This window comes from Paradesulfitobacterium aromaticivorans, from assembly GCF_054657415.1.
Genome location: NZ_BAAHYT010000010.1, coordinates 1445761 through 1464487, shown reverse-complemented (window position 1 = coordinate 1464487; position 18727 = coordinate 1445761). Strand labels below are relative to the sequence as shown.

Here is an 18727-nt window from a genome sequence, read left to right as displayed (position 1 = left end):
ATTTGAGGACTCCTTTCATCTTTCAGTACTCAGAATTCAGACTCCCATGCCGCTAAGCGGCACCACTGATGAATGAAAAATTATGCTTCTGACCGGCAAGCTGCATTACCCGCTCACCACGCGCCAGAGCTGTTCGCTTGTTGATTCAGCTACAGCGCCAAACCTCAGGGTAATACCTGTAGTTAACCAGTGACGCTGCTTAACGCTGAATCAACTGTGCTCTCGACGCTCTTCTGCTCGGACGGTTCGCTAAGTAATTGCATCTTGCCTGTTTTTCAGGGCAGGAGTCAGTATTCAGAATACCATGAGCTCCTGACTACTGACTACTGACTACTGACTACTGACTCCTAGTACTCCCCGGTACACTCTCTCCATCTCCGTCACATTCTCCTGCCAATCGTAATGTTCCAGGACGAAGGATCGTCCGGCCTCTCCCATGCGCTTGCGCTCCTCCGGGTGGTCAATCATATATTCCATCGCTGCCGCCAGCTCCTGGACATCTCCGGGAGGAATGAGCAGCCCGGTCTCCTTATCGGTGACGACCTCCGGCAGCCCCCCGACCCGGCTGGCAATGATGGGACGCCCGCAGGCCGATCCTTCCACCGCGGTAACCCCAAAGCTCTCCTGGCGGGAGGGTACGACCACCACATCCAGGCTTTGGTATAATTCCGCGACATCCTTGCTCGGAATTGCCCCCAACCATTCGATCTTGCGGGCGATTCCCAGTTTCAGCGCCAGACGCTGAAGGCGGGCTTTCTCCGGCCCGTCCCCGGCCAGACGCAGGCGGGCTCGCCCAGGGGTTTGCCGTTCGATTTGGGCAAACGCTTTAAATAGAACATCCAGCCCATACACCGGCTGAAAATATTTAGCCACTCCGAAGATCAGAGGCTGCAGGGAATCCTGCCGCTCTTCCGCCGGAGGCTTGAAGCGCTCGATATCCACGCCAAAGGGAATCACTTCAACCGTGCGCCCGGATTCCGTATAACGTTGCATTTCCTGTGCCATGATACGGCTGGTGGAGCACAGGACATCAGCCTGTTTCAAGGTCCATTTTAAGAACAAGCTGTGTACAAAGGAATGGCGGGGGAAAAAGAAGATATCGCTCCCCCAGGCCGAGATGACATAAGGGTGCTCCTTCGCCAAAGCCCCCAGGAAGCCAAAACTCGTAGCATAATGGGCATGAATAATATCCGGCTTAAGCCGTTTGACCTCATCCACGACCCAGTTCCGGCGCAGGATGACATCAAGCTTGCCGCCGATAAAACCCGGGACAACGTGCACGGTGGCATGGGGAATACGGGCCGGCAAAAAGCTGACGACATGAACGTCCCAGCCCCGGCGTCCCAGTTCACTGGCCCATTTCTCAGTATGCGAGCTTGCAGCATTGGCTAACAGACAAAGCTTAGACATCCTAATCCCCCATCGCCGATTCTAGGTCACACATTCAGTTCTGCCAGCCATTCGGCAACAATGCTGTCCCAGGAATAGTGTTGCTCAACATAACGGCGCCCGTTTTCACCCAAGGAGCGTCCTTGGTCAGACAGACCGTAAAGGGTGCGGATCGCTTCCGCCATCTTCTCCGGGTTTTCCGGCTCTACGGTGAGACCGGCACCTGCCGCGCGCATCAGGTCCACGGCCTCCCCTTCCCCGCTGTAGATAATGGGAACAGCGCAGCCCATAGCGGGAAACATTTTGGAAGGGCGCGCTCCTTCAAAAAGTTTAAGCTTCTTCAGCGGCACGATGCTCCCACCGGCCAGGGAGAAATAGCGCGGCACTTCCGTTACCGGCTGAAAGCCCAAGAAACGGACATTATTAAGCTTGAGCTTACGGGCCATTTCTTCCAGCCTCGGCTTTTCCGTGCCATCCCCCAGGAACAGAAAGTAAAACTGCTTCTCTGACAGCAAACGCTCGGCCGCTTCGAGGATCGTCTCCAGCCCTTGGGCATAACCCATGGTTCCGGCATAGATGAGCACGAATTTATCTTTTAGCCCCAGCTTAGCCAGAAGTGCTTCATCAGGAGGCTGCGGCCGAAAAAGCTCAAGATTCACTCCGTTAGGCAAGAAGACAACCTTGTCCTCCGGAATTCCGCGTTTAAGCCAGGTTTCCCGAATGCCCAGGGTTACGGCGGACAGCTTCCAGGACCTGCGGTAGAGCCAGCTTTCAAGGCCTTCTGTTAAGCGGATTAAGGTCTTATTCGTCACCAGGCCCAAGGCGACAGCGGATTCCGGCCATAAATCCGAGACATTGAAAACCAGCCGCGCTCCCTTGAGCCATTTCCCGATGACCGCTGTCAAACCCAGGAACAACGGGGGCGACTCGACAAACAGGACATCGCAGGGGCCGGCCCGCATAATTCCCCACAGAGAGGAAAAGACAAAGGAAAAGTAGTTTAAGAGGCGCTTCCAAAAGCGACCGCGCTGCACCGGGTAGATCCAAGTCCGATAGACTGTAAGCCCTTCAACTTCATCCTGCATAAACCACCGTCCCCGGTATTCAGGGGGGATAACTCCGCTCGGATGATTGGGAAAGGCAGTTACCACTTCCACCTGATGCCCGTGTCTGGAAAGCGCCTTGGCCACTTCTGAAAGCCGGACCTGGGCTGCTCCCTTTTCAGGCGCAAAATACTGAGTCAGCATCAAGATACGCACAGACTGTTCTCCTTTGATCGCGGTTTATAATTCTCTGCCGGACAGTAAGTCGCGGTAGAGTTCTTCCATCTCGGCCATGTTGTTCTCCCAGATCGCTTTGGCATGAATCTTCTCCCGGTTCATGGCTATGGCATTTTCACGTAAGTTGAGGTCCTCCAGGCTCCGGATGAGAGCGGAGGCCAGAGTGTCCGGATCTCGCGCGGGCACGATCAGGCCGTTCACTCCATCTTCGATCCATTCCCGGTTGGCCGGCAGATCCGTGACCACCGGAAAAGAACCGCAGGCCATCGTTTCCAGCAAGGATACGGCTGTCGCATCAGAAGAAGGTACGCTCACCGATACTGCTGATTCATTAAGGTATGTTTGCACCTCGGCATGAGGAAGCTGCCCGACAAAGCTTACATTGCCCTCAAGGCCCAGGGATTTGGTCAAGTTTTTGAGGTTGAAGGTCTCCGGCCCTTCCCCGGCCACGATCAAGCCGGCCTCCGGGATGGCCGCGATTACCTTGGTCATCGCCTTAAGGATTATGTCAATATTATAAATTTCCTGATGGCCGCGCAAACTTAAGATTTGCACAGGGTTCTTCCTTACCTGGGGAAGCTGTTCAAACCAGGCGCGCGAAACTCCCATCGTCACGGTTTTTAAGGTCTTGGGCTGACTCTGGAGCAGGTTCTCCATGCGCCCAGACATGTATTCCGAGTCCGAAGTCAGGGCATCGGCTGTTTGCATAACACGGCGGACAACGGTGCGCAGCCACCGGGATTTTTCCGGCGCAACCAGGACATCTGAGCCCCATGCCGAAACAACCAGCGGATGAAATCCGCTTAAAACCGCTAAGAGGCCGAAGCTGGTTGCATAATGGGCATGAAGAATATCGGGCTTAATGTCTGCAGCCAGGCCCTTAATCTGGAACATCGCCCTGATGTATCCCCAGCGGCCGGTGCTTCCTCCCGCAAGCAGATGAACTTTTACTCCCGGCAGCGGGCACGGTCGGAAGGAGATAACATCCACCTGGTATCCCGCATCCATAAAATATTTAATCCAGCGCTGCAAATGGATACTGCCTGCATCTCCCAGGAAACACAATCGCACTTGTCCCACCTCCTTTACATTGGCAAGGCCAAGAATAAACTCCAATGAGTCATCACGTGTACGCTTACGTGAGCGCATCAAATACCCTAGCAAGACGTCCGGCCAGCTCTTTACGGCTGTACTGTCCGGCAATTTCCCGGTCGGTCGTGGAGGTAAGCCTGCCTGACTGCCAGCGTCTATAGTATTCCATAATGCCCCGTTTAATCCCTGCTTGATCATCCGGATCGATCACAACTCCGGCTTTTGCACTTAAAAGCAGCTCTGAGGCCAAACCCTCGGGAATAAGGGCCAGAACAGGCTTGCCTGAACCGAGATATTCAAAGATTTTCCCGGTTAAAACCCCCCGGCGTGCATCCTTGTTCAAAATCAGCAGCAGGACGTCCGCGGCCAGCATTCTCTCCGTGGCTTCCAGATGCGGCACATATCCTGACACTTCTATTACTCCGGAGTGAGCAGTGCGGAAAGCTGTAATGAGCTGCATACTTTCCACCCCGAATTGGCCGGTAAACTGAATCCGTACGTCTTGATCCCGGAGTTTCCCTTCCCGCAAGAGTTCATCCATGGCTTTAAGAAAATACCTGGGTGAAATTTTATTATAAAAGCTCCCCGTATAGCTAAAAGTCATAGTCAAGGGGCGATCTCCCTGGGACATCTCTGCGCGCAGCTCAGGCACAAGATCGTCTTCATCATACCCGTTGCTGATGACCAGGAATTTATCAGAGTCCTGTTGCGGATAAGTGTGCGCTAATTCCTCCCGCAAGGGCTCAGAAACTGTTATCACTTTATCCGCATGGTGGATACAAAAGCCTTCGACCATACGGTCTAACGGCTGGCGCAGCCTGCTAAAGGGGAGGTACTTGTTCCCTGCCCAGGGGTCCCGAAGATCAGCGACCCATGGCTTGCCGGTGCTCTTTTTGAGGCTCAAGCCGATAAGATGGGCGGTAAAAGGAGCTGAAGTTGTATAGATAAGGTCAATATCACCAGCCGCCATTCTTTCTTTACCCTTGCGCACGGCATAAGGATACCAACGGATTTTATCGTCAGGATAAAAAACAAAAGTATAGCCTAAGAGAAAAATTCCTTTGAGTGCTTTGCGGACCAGCCTTTTTAGGAAGCTGGATGCAACGGCCTGTTCGCTTACCGGGGCAGCTTTTCTTCTCTGCAGGAGCTTACTGATTCTCTCTAAACTCCAAATGTTGGTTCTTAATATTTCTTGATCTTTAGGCACATCTTTAAGCAGAGACTCGTCCCGAAGCGGTATTTTGTCCTCGTCAATTGTAAGCACCACGGGCTCCCATCCATAGGCGCGCAGATACTTGACATATTTGGTAGTGCGCTGCACTCCTCCTCCCCCGTAAGGCGGATAATAGTAAGCTATAAATAAAGCTTTTTTCACCAGGAGAGTTCTCTCCTTTCGAAGATGCGGGCAGACCCGATCAGCCCGGCGGCGACAAAAATATAGCTGTTATCTGTAATATCCCCGCTCAGCAGCGCATTAACCAAACCGTAAACAAGTAAAACCAGGCCAAACAGGTAGATTTCATTCCCCTCAGAGTTAGTCCACAATCCCCTTAGAGCGAGATATGCCGGGTATAGGATCAAGACAAGCCAGAGCAAAAGTCCGATCGGCCCCTGTTCCACCCACACTTCCAGGAATAGGTTGTGCGGGTAGACATAGATGTGGCCGGTAGAAGGATAGACCATATGGAAACTCCCGGTTCCGATTCCAAGGAGGGGATGTGCTTTTATCTCCTGCAGGGTGTACTTCCAGATCAGAATGCGCTGGTTCGCAGTCCCTCCGGCATCTGATTCAAACTTGTCATTAATGGTGATAAACTGGTTGTTATGGGCGGCAGCGTTCTCCAAAGGTTTCGTCAGGGCTGAACCGCTCCAGAAGATGACATAAAACACGATCGTTATCACCAGGATTTTGGCAACCCTGTGCGAAACGGTCTTACCCGTGAAATCAAAAAGCTCAAAAGTTGCCAGGGCACAGTAGAGCGCAATAACCGGCCCGCGGCTGGCATTCAGAAACATCATGGCCAGGAAGAAAAGCGTAGTTAAAGCAAGCAGTGCATACTTGCGCTTCTGTCCCGCTCCCCAAAAGTAATAAAAGAGAATTAAGGTCAACCCGAGCGAGCGCGAAAACCAAATCCGGTTATTCCAGCCGTACATGGCATTCGGCACTCCCAACAGCATTCCGATAAGGGAAGTTAGGGCATAAAGCACTCCAAAGACAAGCACAAACTTCAAAAATGAGTTTATTCTATGTTTTTCCCTGCTTAAAATGATCAAGCTAAAAAAGATGAACGCATTAAGGCTTAAGTAGCGCACGGTCTTCAGGATTCCATAGGACGTGTGATTGCTGTACAGATAAGCAAGAACGAGGTCGAGCGCGATCAGCAGGACGAGCAGGGACAGCGGTTCTGTAATGATATTCCAGAGATCACGCCAGCCGACATATTTAAAGACATACCATCCAATCCCGATAACCGTTACGACAAATATCGAACCCCCCGCGAAAAAAGGAATCCCCGTGTCCGTTAGGAGCAAGGTGGCAATGAACATCCCATTAATGTACACAGCCAGAATCATTTCCGGGATTTTTAAGGCAGCGGCCAGCAAGACAAGAATTGTGGCGATTGCGACCAGTGTGTGCAGACTCATCCGAAAACCCTCCTTAAAAGCGTTTTGAGATCGAGAACCCCGGTAACGGCAATAAGCAGCAGATAAACTAAAGCCCCGAGAACAATTTGGAGTAACAGTTGGAATACACCGCCCTCCGGCACAAGCACACGCCAGAGCCAGAGAAACCCTAGCATTAAAAGAGCCGAGAATAATAGCTTCAAATAATCCGGCAAGTGTAGATTAAAATGAATTTCCCTTTTTGACCAGGCTAGGACGGACATCGCTAATAAGAAAAAGGAAAGTCCCATAGCCAGAGCCGCGCCCCGTGTTCCCATAATCGGTACAAGTCCGAAATTAAGCAGGATATTTAAGACGCCGGCTGCCGCGAACAAGGAGGTTAAATATATGTTTTTTTGCAGGAGCAACAGGCCGTAAAGGTTAATCTGATACACTCCGTAAAATAGGTTTGCTATCGTTAGGAGTAGGATAATATCGGCACTGCCCTGAAAGTCCTTGGCCGAAATTAAGCCTACGATTGGCTTAGCCAGAAAGGAAAGCCCCAGAGCGCCCGGAATCGCTAATGCCAGGTACCACAGGTTTGCCAGGGATATCTTGTTCCTGACTTCATTATGATTTTCTTCTTCCCATAACTTTGAGATTACGGGAAATAAGACAAAGCTAATCGGCATAAAGAACAAGGTCATGACATTGGCTATGGTCATCCCGGCGGCATAAATCCCCACGTCAGCCAAACCGCGAAAGTGGGTCAAAAAATAGCGGCCACTGGAATTTACCATCCAGAGGAAGAAGCTGTTTGGAACGAGCGGCAATCCGTATTTTAGGTATTTTGTGATGTTTCTAAAGCTTATCCCTTTGAAACCTATTTTGCTGTGAATTATGACCGTAAATAGAGTCATAAAGAAAGCCTGATTGATAATAAGAGCAATAACTAGTTTTTCAACTGAATGCGAGAGCAAGGGCACACTCACCATGAGCAAGGCACTGATAAGCCCGTTGATCATGTCAAAGACAGCATAGGTTTTAATGTGGTTTGTCACTCGGAAAAATGAAATAAGATAATTATAGAGTGCCTGGACTGTAACCCAAATAAACGTTAATACAGACAGGGAGCCCATGTTCCGCTCTGAGAACATGACGAAACTCAAAAAGCCGGAATTAAAATAGGCAATCCCTAGAATGGCCGCGCCTGTTAAAAATATAAAAGTACCCATGGAGTAGAAATCCCTGACCCGTTCTTCCTCCGTAAAACCTACCGCAAAGTAGCGGATCACACCCATGTCCAAGCCCATTCCGAGAAGAGGAACGATAAAGCTATTGGTAATCAGGATTTGCGCCCATACTCCATACCACTCGGGGGCAAAGGCTCTTGTCAACGCCGGTAAGGTGATGAGAGGCGCAAGCCCGAGAATGATTCGTGATAAAGCTACCCATATGACACCGGATAACATAGCTCGCCCCTATTCTATCCTAAAAAGTAGCAGGTGTTTTCAGAGGCTGTCTGAAAATGCTTAAGTACAGCGTCAACAAAAAGCGCGGCAGCGTTCCCTGCACCGAATACCCCCGGACGTTCCGGAGGCGGGGTAAACTTCTCTACCGCCCTGATAATTTTGGCTGTATCAGCACCTGCGAGAGTATTCCAGCCAACCGCAACCGTTTCCACCCATTCTGTTTCGTCCCTTAAAGTGATGCACGGAACTTCGGCAAAATATGCCTCTTTCTGTACTCCCCCTGAGTCAGTAAGGATTTTCAAGGCGTTTTGCTCGAGGCTAATCATGTCCAGGTAGCCAACCGGGTCTGTGATCGTTACGTTTTTTCCGATGAAGGCTTGAAGGTTATTTTCCCCGATAATCTTGCGTGTACGCGGATGCAGGGGAAGGACAACAGGCTGCGCTGACTGGGTGATGGCAGAGAGTATAGCGGACAAACGCTTGATGTTATCTGTATTCTCCGCCCTGTGTATCGTACAGAGTAAATATCCTTTTGCATCTAAGCCCAGCTTATGGAGAATTCCGGAATTCCTTTGGGCCAATTCCGCATTAAAGAGAAAGGCGTCATACATGACATCCCCGATTTGGTAAACACGCTCGCGTATCCCCTCGGCTTCGAGGTTTGCAACTGCAGTATCCGTGGGGCCAAAGAGCATCTCCGAGATATGATCGGTCAACACCCTATTTATCTCTTCCGGCATGAGGCGGTTGAAACTCCTTAGTCCCGCCTCCATATGCAGTACGGGTACATGTAATTTGGCGGCAGCCAAAGCCCCGGCCAGGGTGGAATTGGTGTCCCCGTAAACAAGGACTGCCGTAGGACTTTCTTCGATAATTACCTGCTCTATTTTCTCCAGAATGGCACCGGTTTGCGCTCCGTGCGAACCTGAACCCACACCAAGCTGATAATCCGGTCGCGGTATCTCCAACTCCCGGAAAAAAACATCAGACATGTTGGCATCATAGTGCTGTCCGGTATGAACCAGTATTTCATGGCAGTGCTGCCTGAGCAGCCTCGATACCGGAGCAGCTTTGATAAACTGGGGTCTGGCACCGACAACGGTCAATATTTTCATGTATGTCAATCCTTTTAGCAAGTATCCTTGAAATTAGAAGGAGTCAGTAGTCAGTAGTCAGTAGCTCGTGGTATTCTGACTACTGACTGCTGAATTCTGAGGACTGCTTATAACGCTTTCTTTACCGCATTGCTGATTTCTTTTAGCTGTTCTTCCCTAAGCTCCGGGTAGCACGGTATGGCCAAGGCTTCCCTGGAGGCTTGTTCCGCTACCGGAAAATCTCCTTCTTTATACCCGAGATAGCGGAACGCCCGCTGCAAGTGTAAGGGCACCGGATAGTAGATCCCGCTGGCAATGCCTTGTTCATTAAGGCTTTTAATCAAGGCATCCCTTTGCAGGGTACGCAGAACATAGAGATGGTATATGGGAACGGCATTGGGATCTCTGCCTGGCAGTGTCAACGGCAACCCTGCTAACAGTTCGTCATAAGCTGCGGCCTTTTCCCGGCGCGCCTGGTTCCACTGATCGAGATATTTGAGCTTGACCCGCAAGATGGCTGCCTGAATCTCATCGAGACGGCTGTTGTAACCGAGTTTTTCGTGATAATACTTGGTCTGGCAGCCATGAAAACGAAGCATTCTAAGTTCTGCGGCCAGATGCTCGTCACGGGTGACTATCATCCCGCCGTCCCCGTAGCCGCCGAGGTTCTTCGTGGGGAAGAAGCTGAAAGTGCCTGCATGCCCGATCGAACCGGCACGCTTGCCCCTATACTCGGCACCGATCGCCTGGGCCGCATCTTCAATGACTTTGAGGTCATGGCGGGCAGCTATTTCCATGACAAGCTCGACATCAACCATTTGGCCGAAGATATGTACCGGGATAATGGCTTTGGTTTTCGGAGTGATCTTGTCTTCCAACTGCTTCAGATCCAGATTGAGGGTGACGGGGTCGATGTCCACAAAGACAGGAGTAGCCCCGACTTGGGCCACAGTCTCGGCCGAAGCAAAGAAAGTAAACGGGGAAGTAATGACCTCATCCCCGGGGCCTATTCCCATCGCTTTAAGGGTCAGGACCAAGGCATCCGTGCCGTTGGCTACAGCGACGGCGTATTTAGTCCCGCAGTAAGCGGCTATTTCGTCCTCCAAGGCTTTCATCTCAGGACCAAGGATAAACTTAGCCGAATCCAGGACGTTGAGAACAGCTTTATCGATTTCTTCTTTAAGCGCAAGATATTGTGCTTTTAGGTCTAAGAGAGGAATACTCAAGTTCAGGCGCTCCTTTCGAATTGGTCTAGTCTCCCGGCAGGAGTTCTTCTTCTGGAACGTCGCGCACTTCGCGGGCTGGGAAGCCTTTAACGACTTTGCCCTCAGTGGTGTCCTTCGTGACCAGGGCCCCGGCTGCGACGAAGGTTTCAGGAGCCACTTTGACGCCGGGGAGCAGAATGGAAGCTCCTCCGACTCTGGCTCCGCGACCGATCGTTGCACCTTTGACAAGCTTAAAGCGCTTTTCCGTGCGCCCCATAAAGTTATCATTCGTGGTCGTCACCATCGGGGCAATAAATACGCGTTCGGCAATCTCCATATAGGCGGTGATGTAGGAGCCGGTCTGAATCTTGGTATAGTCCCCGATGCGGGTGTCGTTCTCCACAGCCACGCCGCTGCCTATGATGACATTGTTCCCGATGGTGCAGCGTTCTCGCACCATGGCTCCGTCCCCGACCAGGACTTTAGCGCCGTAGTTTGTCCCGGCATAGAGCACGGCGGAACAGCCGACCGTGCAGCCTGCGCCCATTGTGAGCGGCGGGAGGTCAGCCTGAACTTTGACCGTGCTCGTGGCTGCCGGGCGCGGAGCCCTTCCCAGGGAAGAATTGCTGCCGATGAAGCAGCCCTCTCCCAGCACAGTCCCAGGATAAATCGTCGTATGGTCGCCGATCTGAGCCTTAGCCCCAAGCACTGCACCTGCAGCCACGGTTACATAGTTGCCAAGAAAACAGCCCATTCCGACCTGAGCGCCTTCAGCCAGAACACACCCTACCCCCAGGACAACACCCTCCCCTAAGACTGCATCGTCCCCGATCACACAGAAGGGGGAGATTGTGACACTGTCCGGTACTGAAGCGCCGACGGCAATTACCGCATTAATACTTTTTGTCAGCTCGTGCATCATATCAACCCCAAAGCCTTTCAGCTGCTATTTTTAATGCCTTACTCCTCTATCAGCGGAAACACCACCGGCTCCTTTGTCTCCTGGCACTTATAAATGGCCAGGATGATCTCCAGGGCTTTTCTCCCCTCTTCCCCAGGCACTGCCGGAGCGCGGTCTTCTTGAATCGCCTCTATCATATCGGCAATAAGTTCCCTATGCCCGAACCCGTATACATTCGGAGGGTCGCTCTCCTGGGAGGCAAAGATCTCTTGCTTTTCTTGTTCGCTTTCCGGGAATTCCCAGACTTCTATCCTGTTGACAGCGATCCCGCCCACGATTGCCGAACCTTGTTCTCCGAAAACATTCAGTGTTTCCTCAATGTTCTTCGGGAAAATGGTCGAAGCCGCTTCGATCAGGCCGATCGCGCCGTTCTTAAACTTAATGACGGCGGCACCCACATCTTCCATTTCAATCTTGCGCATGTTGGTGGCAGTGTATCCAAATACTGATTCCACCGGCCCAAACATCCATTGCAGGAGGTCAATATTGTGGATGGACTGGTTCATCAAGACCCCGCCGTCCTGGAGCTTGGTCCCGCGCCAGGGAGCCTGGGCATAGTAGTTGTCATCGCGGTTCCAGCGCACGGTGGCCTGACCGTGGGTCAGTTTGCCGAAGCGCCCCTCCTCCAAAGCCCGGCGCATAAGTTTAACGGATTGATTGAAACGGTTCTGATGAATTACCGCCAGCTTCACCCCCGCTTTGCGGCAGGCCTCAATCAGAGCATCAGCGGTCTTCAAAGTCATAGCCATTGGCTTTTCCACCAGCACATGCTTACCCGCCTTAGCAGCTGCGATGCCGATTTCCGCATGAAGCCCGCTCGGCGTGGCAATCGTGACCACGTCGATGTCAGCGCGCTTGAGCATTTCCTGATAATCAAGATAGGGCACCGCTCCGTATTTATCTGCAAAGGCCTGAGCGTGCTCAGGCACGCTATCGCACACAGCCACTAATTCAGCATTCGGCAAAGCCACAATCGATTCGGCATGCTTAGGCGCAATCCGCCCGCACCCAATAATCCCAAACCGCATCCTATCCGACATCCTTAAATCCCCCTACTTTCATTTATCGATCAGTATTACTAGTTACATCAAATAGTCAAGTTGCAATTGCTTAGCGAACCGTCTGAGCAGAGGAGCGTTAGCGAGTGCAGACTGCGAAGCGTTAAGCGCACCGACGGTTCACTTCAGGTATTACCCAGAGGTTTCGGATGCGCTAGCGGAGCAGGCAAGCGAGTAGCTCCGGCGCGTGGTGAGCGGGCAATTCAACTTGCCTATCACTACATCGTTAAATCTTCTTAATCTTCTCCCGGTTCTCCTGCACATCTTTCGTGGCGTTGCGCGTATCGACCACTACCTGGGCCTTGGCGACCACCCGCTCATAGTCCACGGTACTGTGGTCAGTGAGAATCAGAACACAGTCCGCACCGGATATAACCTCATCCGTGAGCGGCACACTTTCGAGGTGGACAGTGCTCCCGCCGTGCGGTTCAATAACCGGGACATAAGGGTCATGGTAGGAAATATTGGCCCCGTTTTTACGTAAAAGCTCTATGATCTTCAAAGCAGGAGATTCACGCACATCCTCAATGTCTTTTTTGTACGCCACCCCCAGGATCATGACCTTGGCATCTTTCAACGATTTGTTCTCATCGTTTAAGGCCCGAATGACCCGGTTGATTACATAGTAGGAAACTTCGACATTGATTTCCCCGGCCAGCTCAATAAAACGGGTATGGAAATCATACTCGCGGGCTTTCCAGGTTAAATAGAAGGGATCGATGGGGATGCAGTGCCCGCCAACCCCCGGCCCGGGCCAGAAGGTCTGAATCCCGAAAGGCTTGGTGCCTGCAGCTTCGACAATCTCCCAAATATCCAGGCCCATGCGGTCGCACAGCAGCATGAGCTCATTAACCATGGCAATATTAATGGCGCGATAAGTGTTCTCAAACACTTTGGTCATTTCCGCCGCCGCCGGAGAGGAGACAGGCACAACATTGACAATGGTCTGGGTGTATAAGGTATAGGCAATCTCCAGGCAGAGAGGAGTCATGCCTCCTACCACTTTCGATGTGTTCTTAGTGGAGAAGCGCTTGTTGCCAGGGTCGACCCTTTCCGGAGAGAAAGCAAGGAAAAAGTCCTGTCCCACTTTAAGTCCGGTCTCTTCCAGAATAGGCAGAATCACTTCTTCGGTGGTCCCTGGATACGTAGTGCTTTCCAAGGTGATAAGCTGGCCGGGCCGCAAGTATTTGGCTATTTCCTCAGCCGAATTTTTCATGTAGGAAACATCAGGATCACGAGTGATCGTTAATGGCGTCGGGACGCAGATAATAATAACATCGCACTCCGCCAAACGGGGAAAATCCGTCGTAGCGGCAAGGAGACCTTTCTGCACCAGTTCCTGCAGTTCTATATCCTTAACATCGCCGATGTAGTTCTGTCCATTATTCACTTGGTCTACGCGCTTGGAATTGAGGTCAAACCCAAGCACCTGAAACCCTACTTTTCCTTTTTCAACGGCTAAAGGCAGTCCGACATAACCTAACCCGATAACTCCCACCTGTGCTTGATGGCTTTCAATCTTATGTTTGAGAGCCTTAGCCTGTGCATCTTGATCTGTAATGACTTGTTTGACTGTCAGCATCTGTAATTTCCCCCTATATTTAGGTATTCAGGAGTCAGTAGTCAGAATACTACGGAAGTAGTTCTCTCATTCTGTCTCCTGTCTTCTGTCTCCTGTTATTGATTGGCAACGGCTTTTGGAGCCTGCTTGCGAAAGGTCGGCACAACTCCCTGCAAAAGCTTGACTACGTCTTCACGGCTCAAGTAAGAACCACGCTGGCGTATGGTATAAATCAATTCTTCAATCTTCTCTTCATTAATTGAATTGGGTTTGGCGACAAAAATGCGCTTATGCTTAGTGGCAGTTGTTCCCTCCTCAGACGTGAGAAGTTCCTCATACAGCTTTTCACCCGGCCTGATCCCGGTAAACTTGATCTGAATATCCACCTCAGGTTCAAACCCGGAAAGCCGAATCAAATCACGCGCTAGGTCAACAATCTTTACAGGTTTGCCCATATCCAAAATAAAAATCTCTCCGCCTTCAGCCATGGCCCCGGCCTGGATAACCAACTGAGATGCTTCCGGTATGGTCATAAAGTACCTCACCATCTCCGGGTGCGTCACAGTGACCGGGCCGCCTTTGGCAATCTGCCTCTTAAACGTGGGGATTACGCTGCCGCGGCTTCCCAGGACATTGCCAAAGCGCACAGCCACATAGCGGGTGGCCGAATGCTTGTCCATGCTCTGGATAATCATCTCTGCGACCCGTTTGGTAGTACCCATGACACTGGTGGGGTTGACCGCTTTATCCGTGGAAATTAAGACGAACGTCTTCACTTTCACGGCATCTGCTGCTTCAGCCAAATTCTTGCTGCCCACAATATTATTTTTAAGGGCTTCTTCGGGATTGCGCTCCATCAGCGGTACATGCTTGTGCGCAGCGGCATGGAAAACCACTCCCGGCCTGTGCTTTTGAAATACAAGCTGGACTTTGTCCCTGTCTTTAATATCCAGAATTTCCGTGATGACTTCAAGCCCCGGGTAATCAGTGTGCAGTTCCTGCTCGATATCAAAGACGCTATTTTCTCCATGGCCGACCACAATGAGCTTGCTGGGGTTAAACTTCGTAACCTGGCGGCAGATTTCCGAGCCGATGGAGCCCCCGCCACCGGTCACCAGGATTGTTTCCCCGGTTAAATAGTCGGCAACCTGGTCAAGATCCAACTCTACCGGTTCCCGGCCCAGCAAATCCTCAACCTGAATTTCGCGGATCGGGTGGGCATCCACCTGCCCACTGAGCACGTTAATAACCCCGGGCATGATTCTCAGGTCCACACCCGTTTTCTCACAGATCTGCACAATCTCGCGCACTGCCTCTCCGGACGCGGAGGGCATGGCAATAATGACTTCATCAATATTATGTCCTTTGACAATGCGCGGGATGTCTTTGCGCGTGCCTAAGACCGGGATGCCCATTAACTGCAGCCTCTGCTTCTTGGCCGCGTCATCGATAAAACCAACCGGGCGTCCTTCCCGGAAATTGCGGTTTTTCAATTCGCGCGCCGCCATGACTCCGGCATCGCCCGCGCCGACAATGATAACCTGCTTCTGCGACCCTGGCACATGAGGAGTAAATACGTTTTCCTGCAGGATGCGCCATATAAAACGCGAGCCCCCGATCAGGAAGACCGTAGTAAACCAGAGCAAGGCCGCCACTGAGTGCGGGATGCGGAGAGGGGCAAAAAAATAAACTAAAGTTACAGTCCCGCCGGTGCCCACGGTAACAGCAAAAATGATAGACATTAATTCCCCGGTACTGGCATACTGCCACAGCCGGTTATAGAGACCAAAAACATAGAAAACCGCCAGGTACAAGAGAGTGGCGGCCCATGCTGTATGATAATAAATCAAAAAGTCCTGTGACGATATGTTTCCTTCAAAACGAATGTAAAAGCTGCCAAATGCCGCCAAGTTGACAAGCAAGGCATCAACTAGCATGAGCAAGAGCGTGCGTTTACGTAATAGCATTGGGCAAAGTCCCTTCCTCGCTTTTCCTCAGGTTTCGTTACCGTTCATCAGTTTACTACAGTTTTTGCAGTTTTACAACTATACATACATTACATATACATTGCATTGCCTTACACGCTTTGCCTGCACATGCAGTGCCCGCATTGCCTAAGGTGCTAACTCTGGGGCTCCCATGCTCTATTCCCTAAAGAAGAAAGTTCCTGTGCGCGGTCTGTGGAGATTGCACCTTCCCCGCCAAAGATATACGCTGAATTTGCTCCCTGCAGTTTTTGAGACAACAGCGAGCTCAGACTGGGATACTGCGTTAGGGATGTGCGGGGAATCAGGATTAAAGATGAATTTTGATGTACTGAGAAAGCTGCTCCTGAGAGCGCATCAGGGTAATCCTCCCCGGTGGCGAAGGTTAGCTTCTTGGTTTCAACTTTGAAAAACTCAGCTACTTTGGCCATGGTTTCATAGCGGTCAGCGCCCCCCAGCCGGATCATCGAGCCAGCAGGCAGCCTCAGGGACTCTTGGGCCTGGGTGTATACTTTTTCCGAAACCACGCTCTCCCCGCCAATTAGATAAATCGTCGCAGGGTTAAGCTTCTGCAAAGCCTCGAGCGTGGCTTGGGGCAATTCAGATTTGCCGACGAGAAGCACCGGCATTTTTTCCCTGCCGGCTATGGCAGCAATGCTCAGGGCGTCGGGGAAGTTTTCCCCGGTCGTTAAAACGACTGAGCTTGCAGGAAGCTTCAGCGCCTTGCTTATGGCGGCAGCCGTCCCGTAACGGTCCGTTCCTGTCAGGCGTACTTGCCGGTCTTGACCCCAACCCATCGTCTGCAGTTGTAAACTTATTTCGGAAGATAAAGCCCCTTCTCCTCCCAGCAGGTACACTTTTTGCGGACTGAGGGTCTGCAAGGCATTTTTAACACGCTTATCTAAAATACCGGGTGAAGTCAAGAGCACCGGAGCATCAAGTTCGGCTGCCAGCGGCACCCCGGCCAGCGCATCCGGGAAATCATCCGCCCGCGCCAGGACAACAGAACTTGCCCCCTGGGGCCAACCTGTTAAAGCCTGACTGACAGCAGTGTCAATGCGGTCACTGCCTGCAAAACGCTTAACCTGAACAGCCTGAGCAGCCTGGGCGAGATCTCCCAAGTGCACGGGCTGCGGCGTTTCCCAGCTTACTGAAGCAGAAGGAACCCCTTGTGCAGGCAGCAACGCAGAGTCAATCTTCGTGATCTCAGACGCCTTAATGAATCTCGACAAAAAATCCGGGGGCTGGGCAGCTAAATCCCAGACCTTATCCTGGTATGCTCGAGGAACCGCTGAAGAACCGGGTGCGGACGGCAGATTAGATCCCGGTAGCGTACCGCTTCCTGTCGGCAGGCCGGATCCTGATGCAGCAGTAGAAGCGGCTAAGGCTCGCGGGTTGTTCTTCTCCGACCAGCTGTTATACGCCCACACCGCGAAATACCAATTTTCCAGCTTATTGCGTTCCCCGTCCCCTATCTTGGGCACCCTGTTCCATTTCTCGTTGAGGAGATCCGCGCCTTTGGTAATGTTGAAATCAAGGTCATCCTTTAAGCGTTGGATGGTTAAGGTGTCTGCATCATTATAAGTCGCAACCTGCATGATTCCGATTGCCGGATGCGGGTCTGAGCCTCCTAAGACTACCTTGCCTTCGCTGGTCCACTGTTTCCAGGTGCTTTCTTGGAAGGCAATTGCTTTAAGAATTACACTCGGGATATTTTTTTGTCGGGCGATTTCTTCCAGCTTTTGATTGATGACTTCCAGCGGGGGATTTTGGTTAGCTGAGGGCTGGGATGTTTCTGCTCCTGATGCCGGAATCACAAAGGGACGGATCGTACTCATGAATAAAATGAGGACAAGCGTGAATACCGCTCTGAATCTTCCTCGTTTCCCCATCAGCCATCCTCCCGCCAAATCCATAGTTCTTCCCAAATACTCTATCGCTTCACCCGAAAATTCGCCGGCAGAGATCCAATAACACAATATATTTCCACAGCTAACCCCCTATTTCCTGCTTTTTCGAGCAACTATCGATTCAGTTCTTTAAAGAAAAAGGAGCCACTTAATAGCTCCTTCTTAAATCCATATAACCCTTTCTAATATAGCCCTTACTGCACCACGGTCTCCCCGGCGATCAGCCAGCGGGAGTTTACTTTAATGAGATTCACCCGGGCGTGGACGGTTTGTTCGCGGGCCTCGCCAACGGGGGCGGAATTAGTCAGGCTGTAATCCCTGGATGTATAACGGTAGTCGGCACGCACAGTAGCTGTGTTAAGATCTTCCTTCTCAACTGTGACCCGGTCAAAGTTGATTGCCAAGACATCCAAGCCAATTCCCTGATTCAAAAACTTCTCCGCTCTCAGGGCATGCTTTTCAAACAGATCTCCGGTATAAGCTTTGGCGAGTTTGGTGCGGAAAGCGGTGATGTCCGCTGATTTCCAGGAGTCAAAAAAAACCCCTAAATCCTGTTTATAATCGGAAATAATTTGATTTGTTTCAGAGTCAAGTCCCAATTCCCCTTCGGGTTCTATACTGTAGTCGCCGCCGAGTGCCGGACTGAAGGGGACACCCTCCTTGCCAACACCTGCAGAAGTATCCGTGCCCGCCGAAGTATTCGCGTCAGCTGTTCCTTGTGTGCTGCCAGGCTCAGCGGCAGCCGCCCCAGGGGTACTCGACCCCAGCAAAGTTTGGGAATTTTCTCCCTTTAAGAACTTAATAAACTCAGGGGTAGAAGCATTCGTGTTGGAAACCATCACCAAGCCAAAAATTCCAATTACCATGCCCAGTCCCAAAGCTACCGAAATAATGAGCCAGTTTATTTTACGCATAAGTCCAAAATCCCCTTTGCCAGTATTTTATTAATATCTTGACCAGGCATAAGAGATTTTAGACATTTCAAAACTAAGGGGGACCTGCCCTGCGGGCACGTCCCCCTTAGTTTATTTAATTTAGTTTTTACCTCTACAAGGTTTTCTTAGTTTACGCCGTTTTCTCAGTTACGCCGACTTGGTTCCGAAGCCAAAACCGGCG

Annotated in this window: 14 protein-coding genes; all 14 read right to left on the bottom strand. The window is 51.3% G+C overall.

The window, feature by feature from the left end; genetic code table 11:
- Positions 1 to 330 precede the first annotated feature (330 nt).
- Positions 331 to 1410, bottom strand: coding sequence for a glycosyltransferase (locus ACYQ2N_RS12820; protein WP_459999659.1), 1080 nt, complete (start codon positions 1408 to 1410; stop codon positions 331 to 333).
- Between the two features lie 26 nt (positions 1411 to 1436).
- The gene (locus ACYQ2N_RS12815; protein WP_459999658.1) at positions 1437 to 2648 is read right to left on the bottom strand and encodes a glycosyltransferase family 4 protein; all 1212 of its coding nucleotides are present in this window, start codon (positions 2646 to 2648) and stop codon (positions 1437 to 1439) included.
- Positions 2649 to 2672: 24 nt separating this feature from the next.
- A complete protein-coding gene (locus ACYQ2N_RS12810; RefSeq protein ID WP_459999657.1) occupies positions 2673 to 3740 on the bottom strand; it encodes a glycosyltransferase in 1068 nt (355 codons plus the stop codon).
- Between the two features lie 64 nt (positions 3741 to 3804).
- Positions 3805 to 5136, bottom strand: coding sequence for a glycosyltransferase (locus ACYQ2N_RS12805; RefSeq protein ID WP_459999656.1), 1332 nt, complete (start codon positions 5134 to 5136; stop codon positions 3805 to 3807).
- Positions 5133 to 6407 carry an O-antigen ligase family protein gene (locus tag ACYQ2N_RS12800; RefSeq protein WP_459999655.1) on the bottom strand — a complete coding sequence of 425 codons (1275 nt, stop codon included), beginning with the start codon at positions 6405 to 6407 and terminating at the stop codon, positions 5133 to 5135. Before ACYQ2N_RS12800 ends, ACYQ2N_RS12805 begins: the two co-directional genes overlap by 4 nt.
- Positions 6404 to 7837 (bottom strand): oligosaccharide flippase family protein, encoded by a 1434-nt coding sequence (locus tag ACYQ2N_RS12795; RefSeq protein WP_459999654.1) that lies wholly within the window; start codon positions 7835 to 7837, stop codon positions 6404 to 6406. Before ACYQ2N_RS12795 ends, ACYQ2N_RS12800 begins: the two co-directional genes overlap by 4 nt.
- A 14-nt stretch (positions 7838 to 7851) precedes the next feature.
- Positions 7852 to 8952 carry a non-hydrolyzing UDP-N-acetylglucosamine 2-epimerase gene (gene wecB / locus ACYQ2N_RS12790; RefSeq protein ID WP_459999653.1) on the bottom strand — a complete coding sequence of 367 codons (1101 nt, stop codon included), beginning with the start codon at positions 8950 to 8952 and terminating at the stop codon, positions 7852 to 7854.
- 107 nt (positions 8953 to 9059) lie between these two features.
- Entirely contained in the window at positions 9060 to 10157 is a 1098-nt protein-coding gene (locus ACYQ2N_RS12785) for a DegT/DnrJ/EryC1/StrS family aminotransferase (RefSeq protein ID WP_459999652.1), read from the bottom strand.
- A gap of 25 nt (positions 10158 to 10182) precedes the next feature.
- The gene (locus tag ACYQ2N_RS12780; protein WP_459999651.1) at positions 10183 to 11055 is read right to left on the bottom strand and encodes an N-acetyltransferase; all 873 of its coding nucleotides are present in this window, start codon (positions 11053 to 11055) and stop codon (positions 10183 to 10185) included.
- 41 nt (positions 11056 to 11096) lie between these two features.
- Positions 11097 to 12137 carry a Gfo/Idh/MocA family protein gene (locus tag ACYQ2N_RS12775; protein ID WP_459999650.1) on the bottom strand — a complete coding sequence of 347 codons (1041 nt, stop codon included), beginning with the start codon at positions 12135 to 12137 and terminating at the stop codon, positions 11097 to 11099.
- Between the two features lie 244 nt (positions 12138 to 12381).
- Entirely contained in the window at positions 12382 to 13737 is a 1356-nt protein-coding gene (locus ACYQ2N_RS12770; protein ID WP_459999649.1) for a nucleotide sugar dehydrogenase, read from the bottom strand.
- A gap of 95 nt (positions 13738 to 13832) precedes the next feature.
- Positions 13833 to 15683, bottom strand: coding sequence for a polysaccharide biosynthesis protein (locus tag ACYQ2N_RS12765; RefSeq protein ID WP_459999648.1), 1851 nt, complete (start codon positions 15681 to 15683; stop codon positions 13833 to 13835).
- Between the two features lie 155 nt (positions 15684 to 15838).
- Complete coding sequence (locus ACYQ2N_RS12760) at positions 15839 to 17593, bottom strand: cell wall-binding repeat-containing protein (protein WP_459999647.1); 1755 nt, start codon at positions 17591 to 17593, stop codon at positions 15839 to 15841.
- Between the two features lie 212 nt (positions 17594 to 17805).
- A complete protein-coding gene (locus tag ACYQ2N_RS12755; protein ID WP_459999646.1) occupies positions 17806 to 18525 on the bottom strand; it encodes a hypothetical protein in 720 nt (239 codons plus the stop codon).
- Positions 18526 to 18727 lie beyond the last annotated feature (202 nt).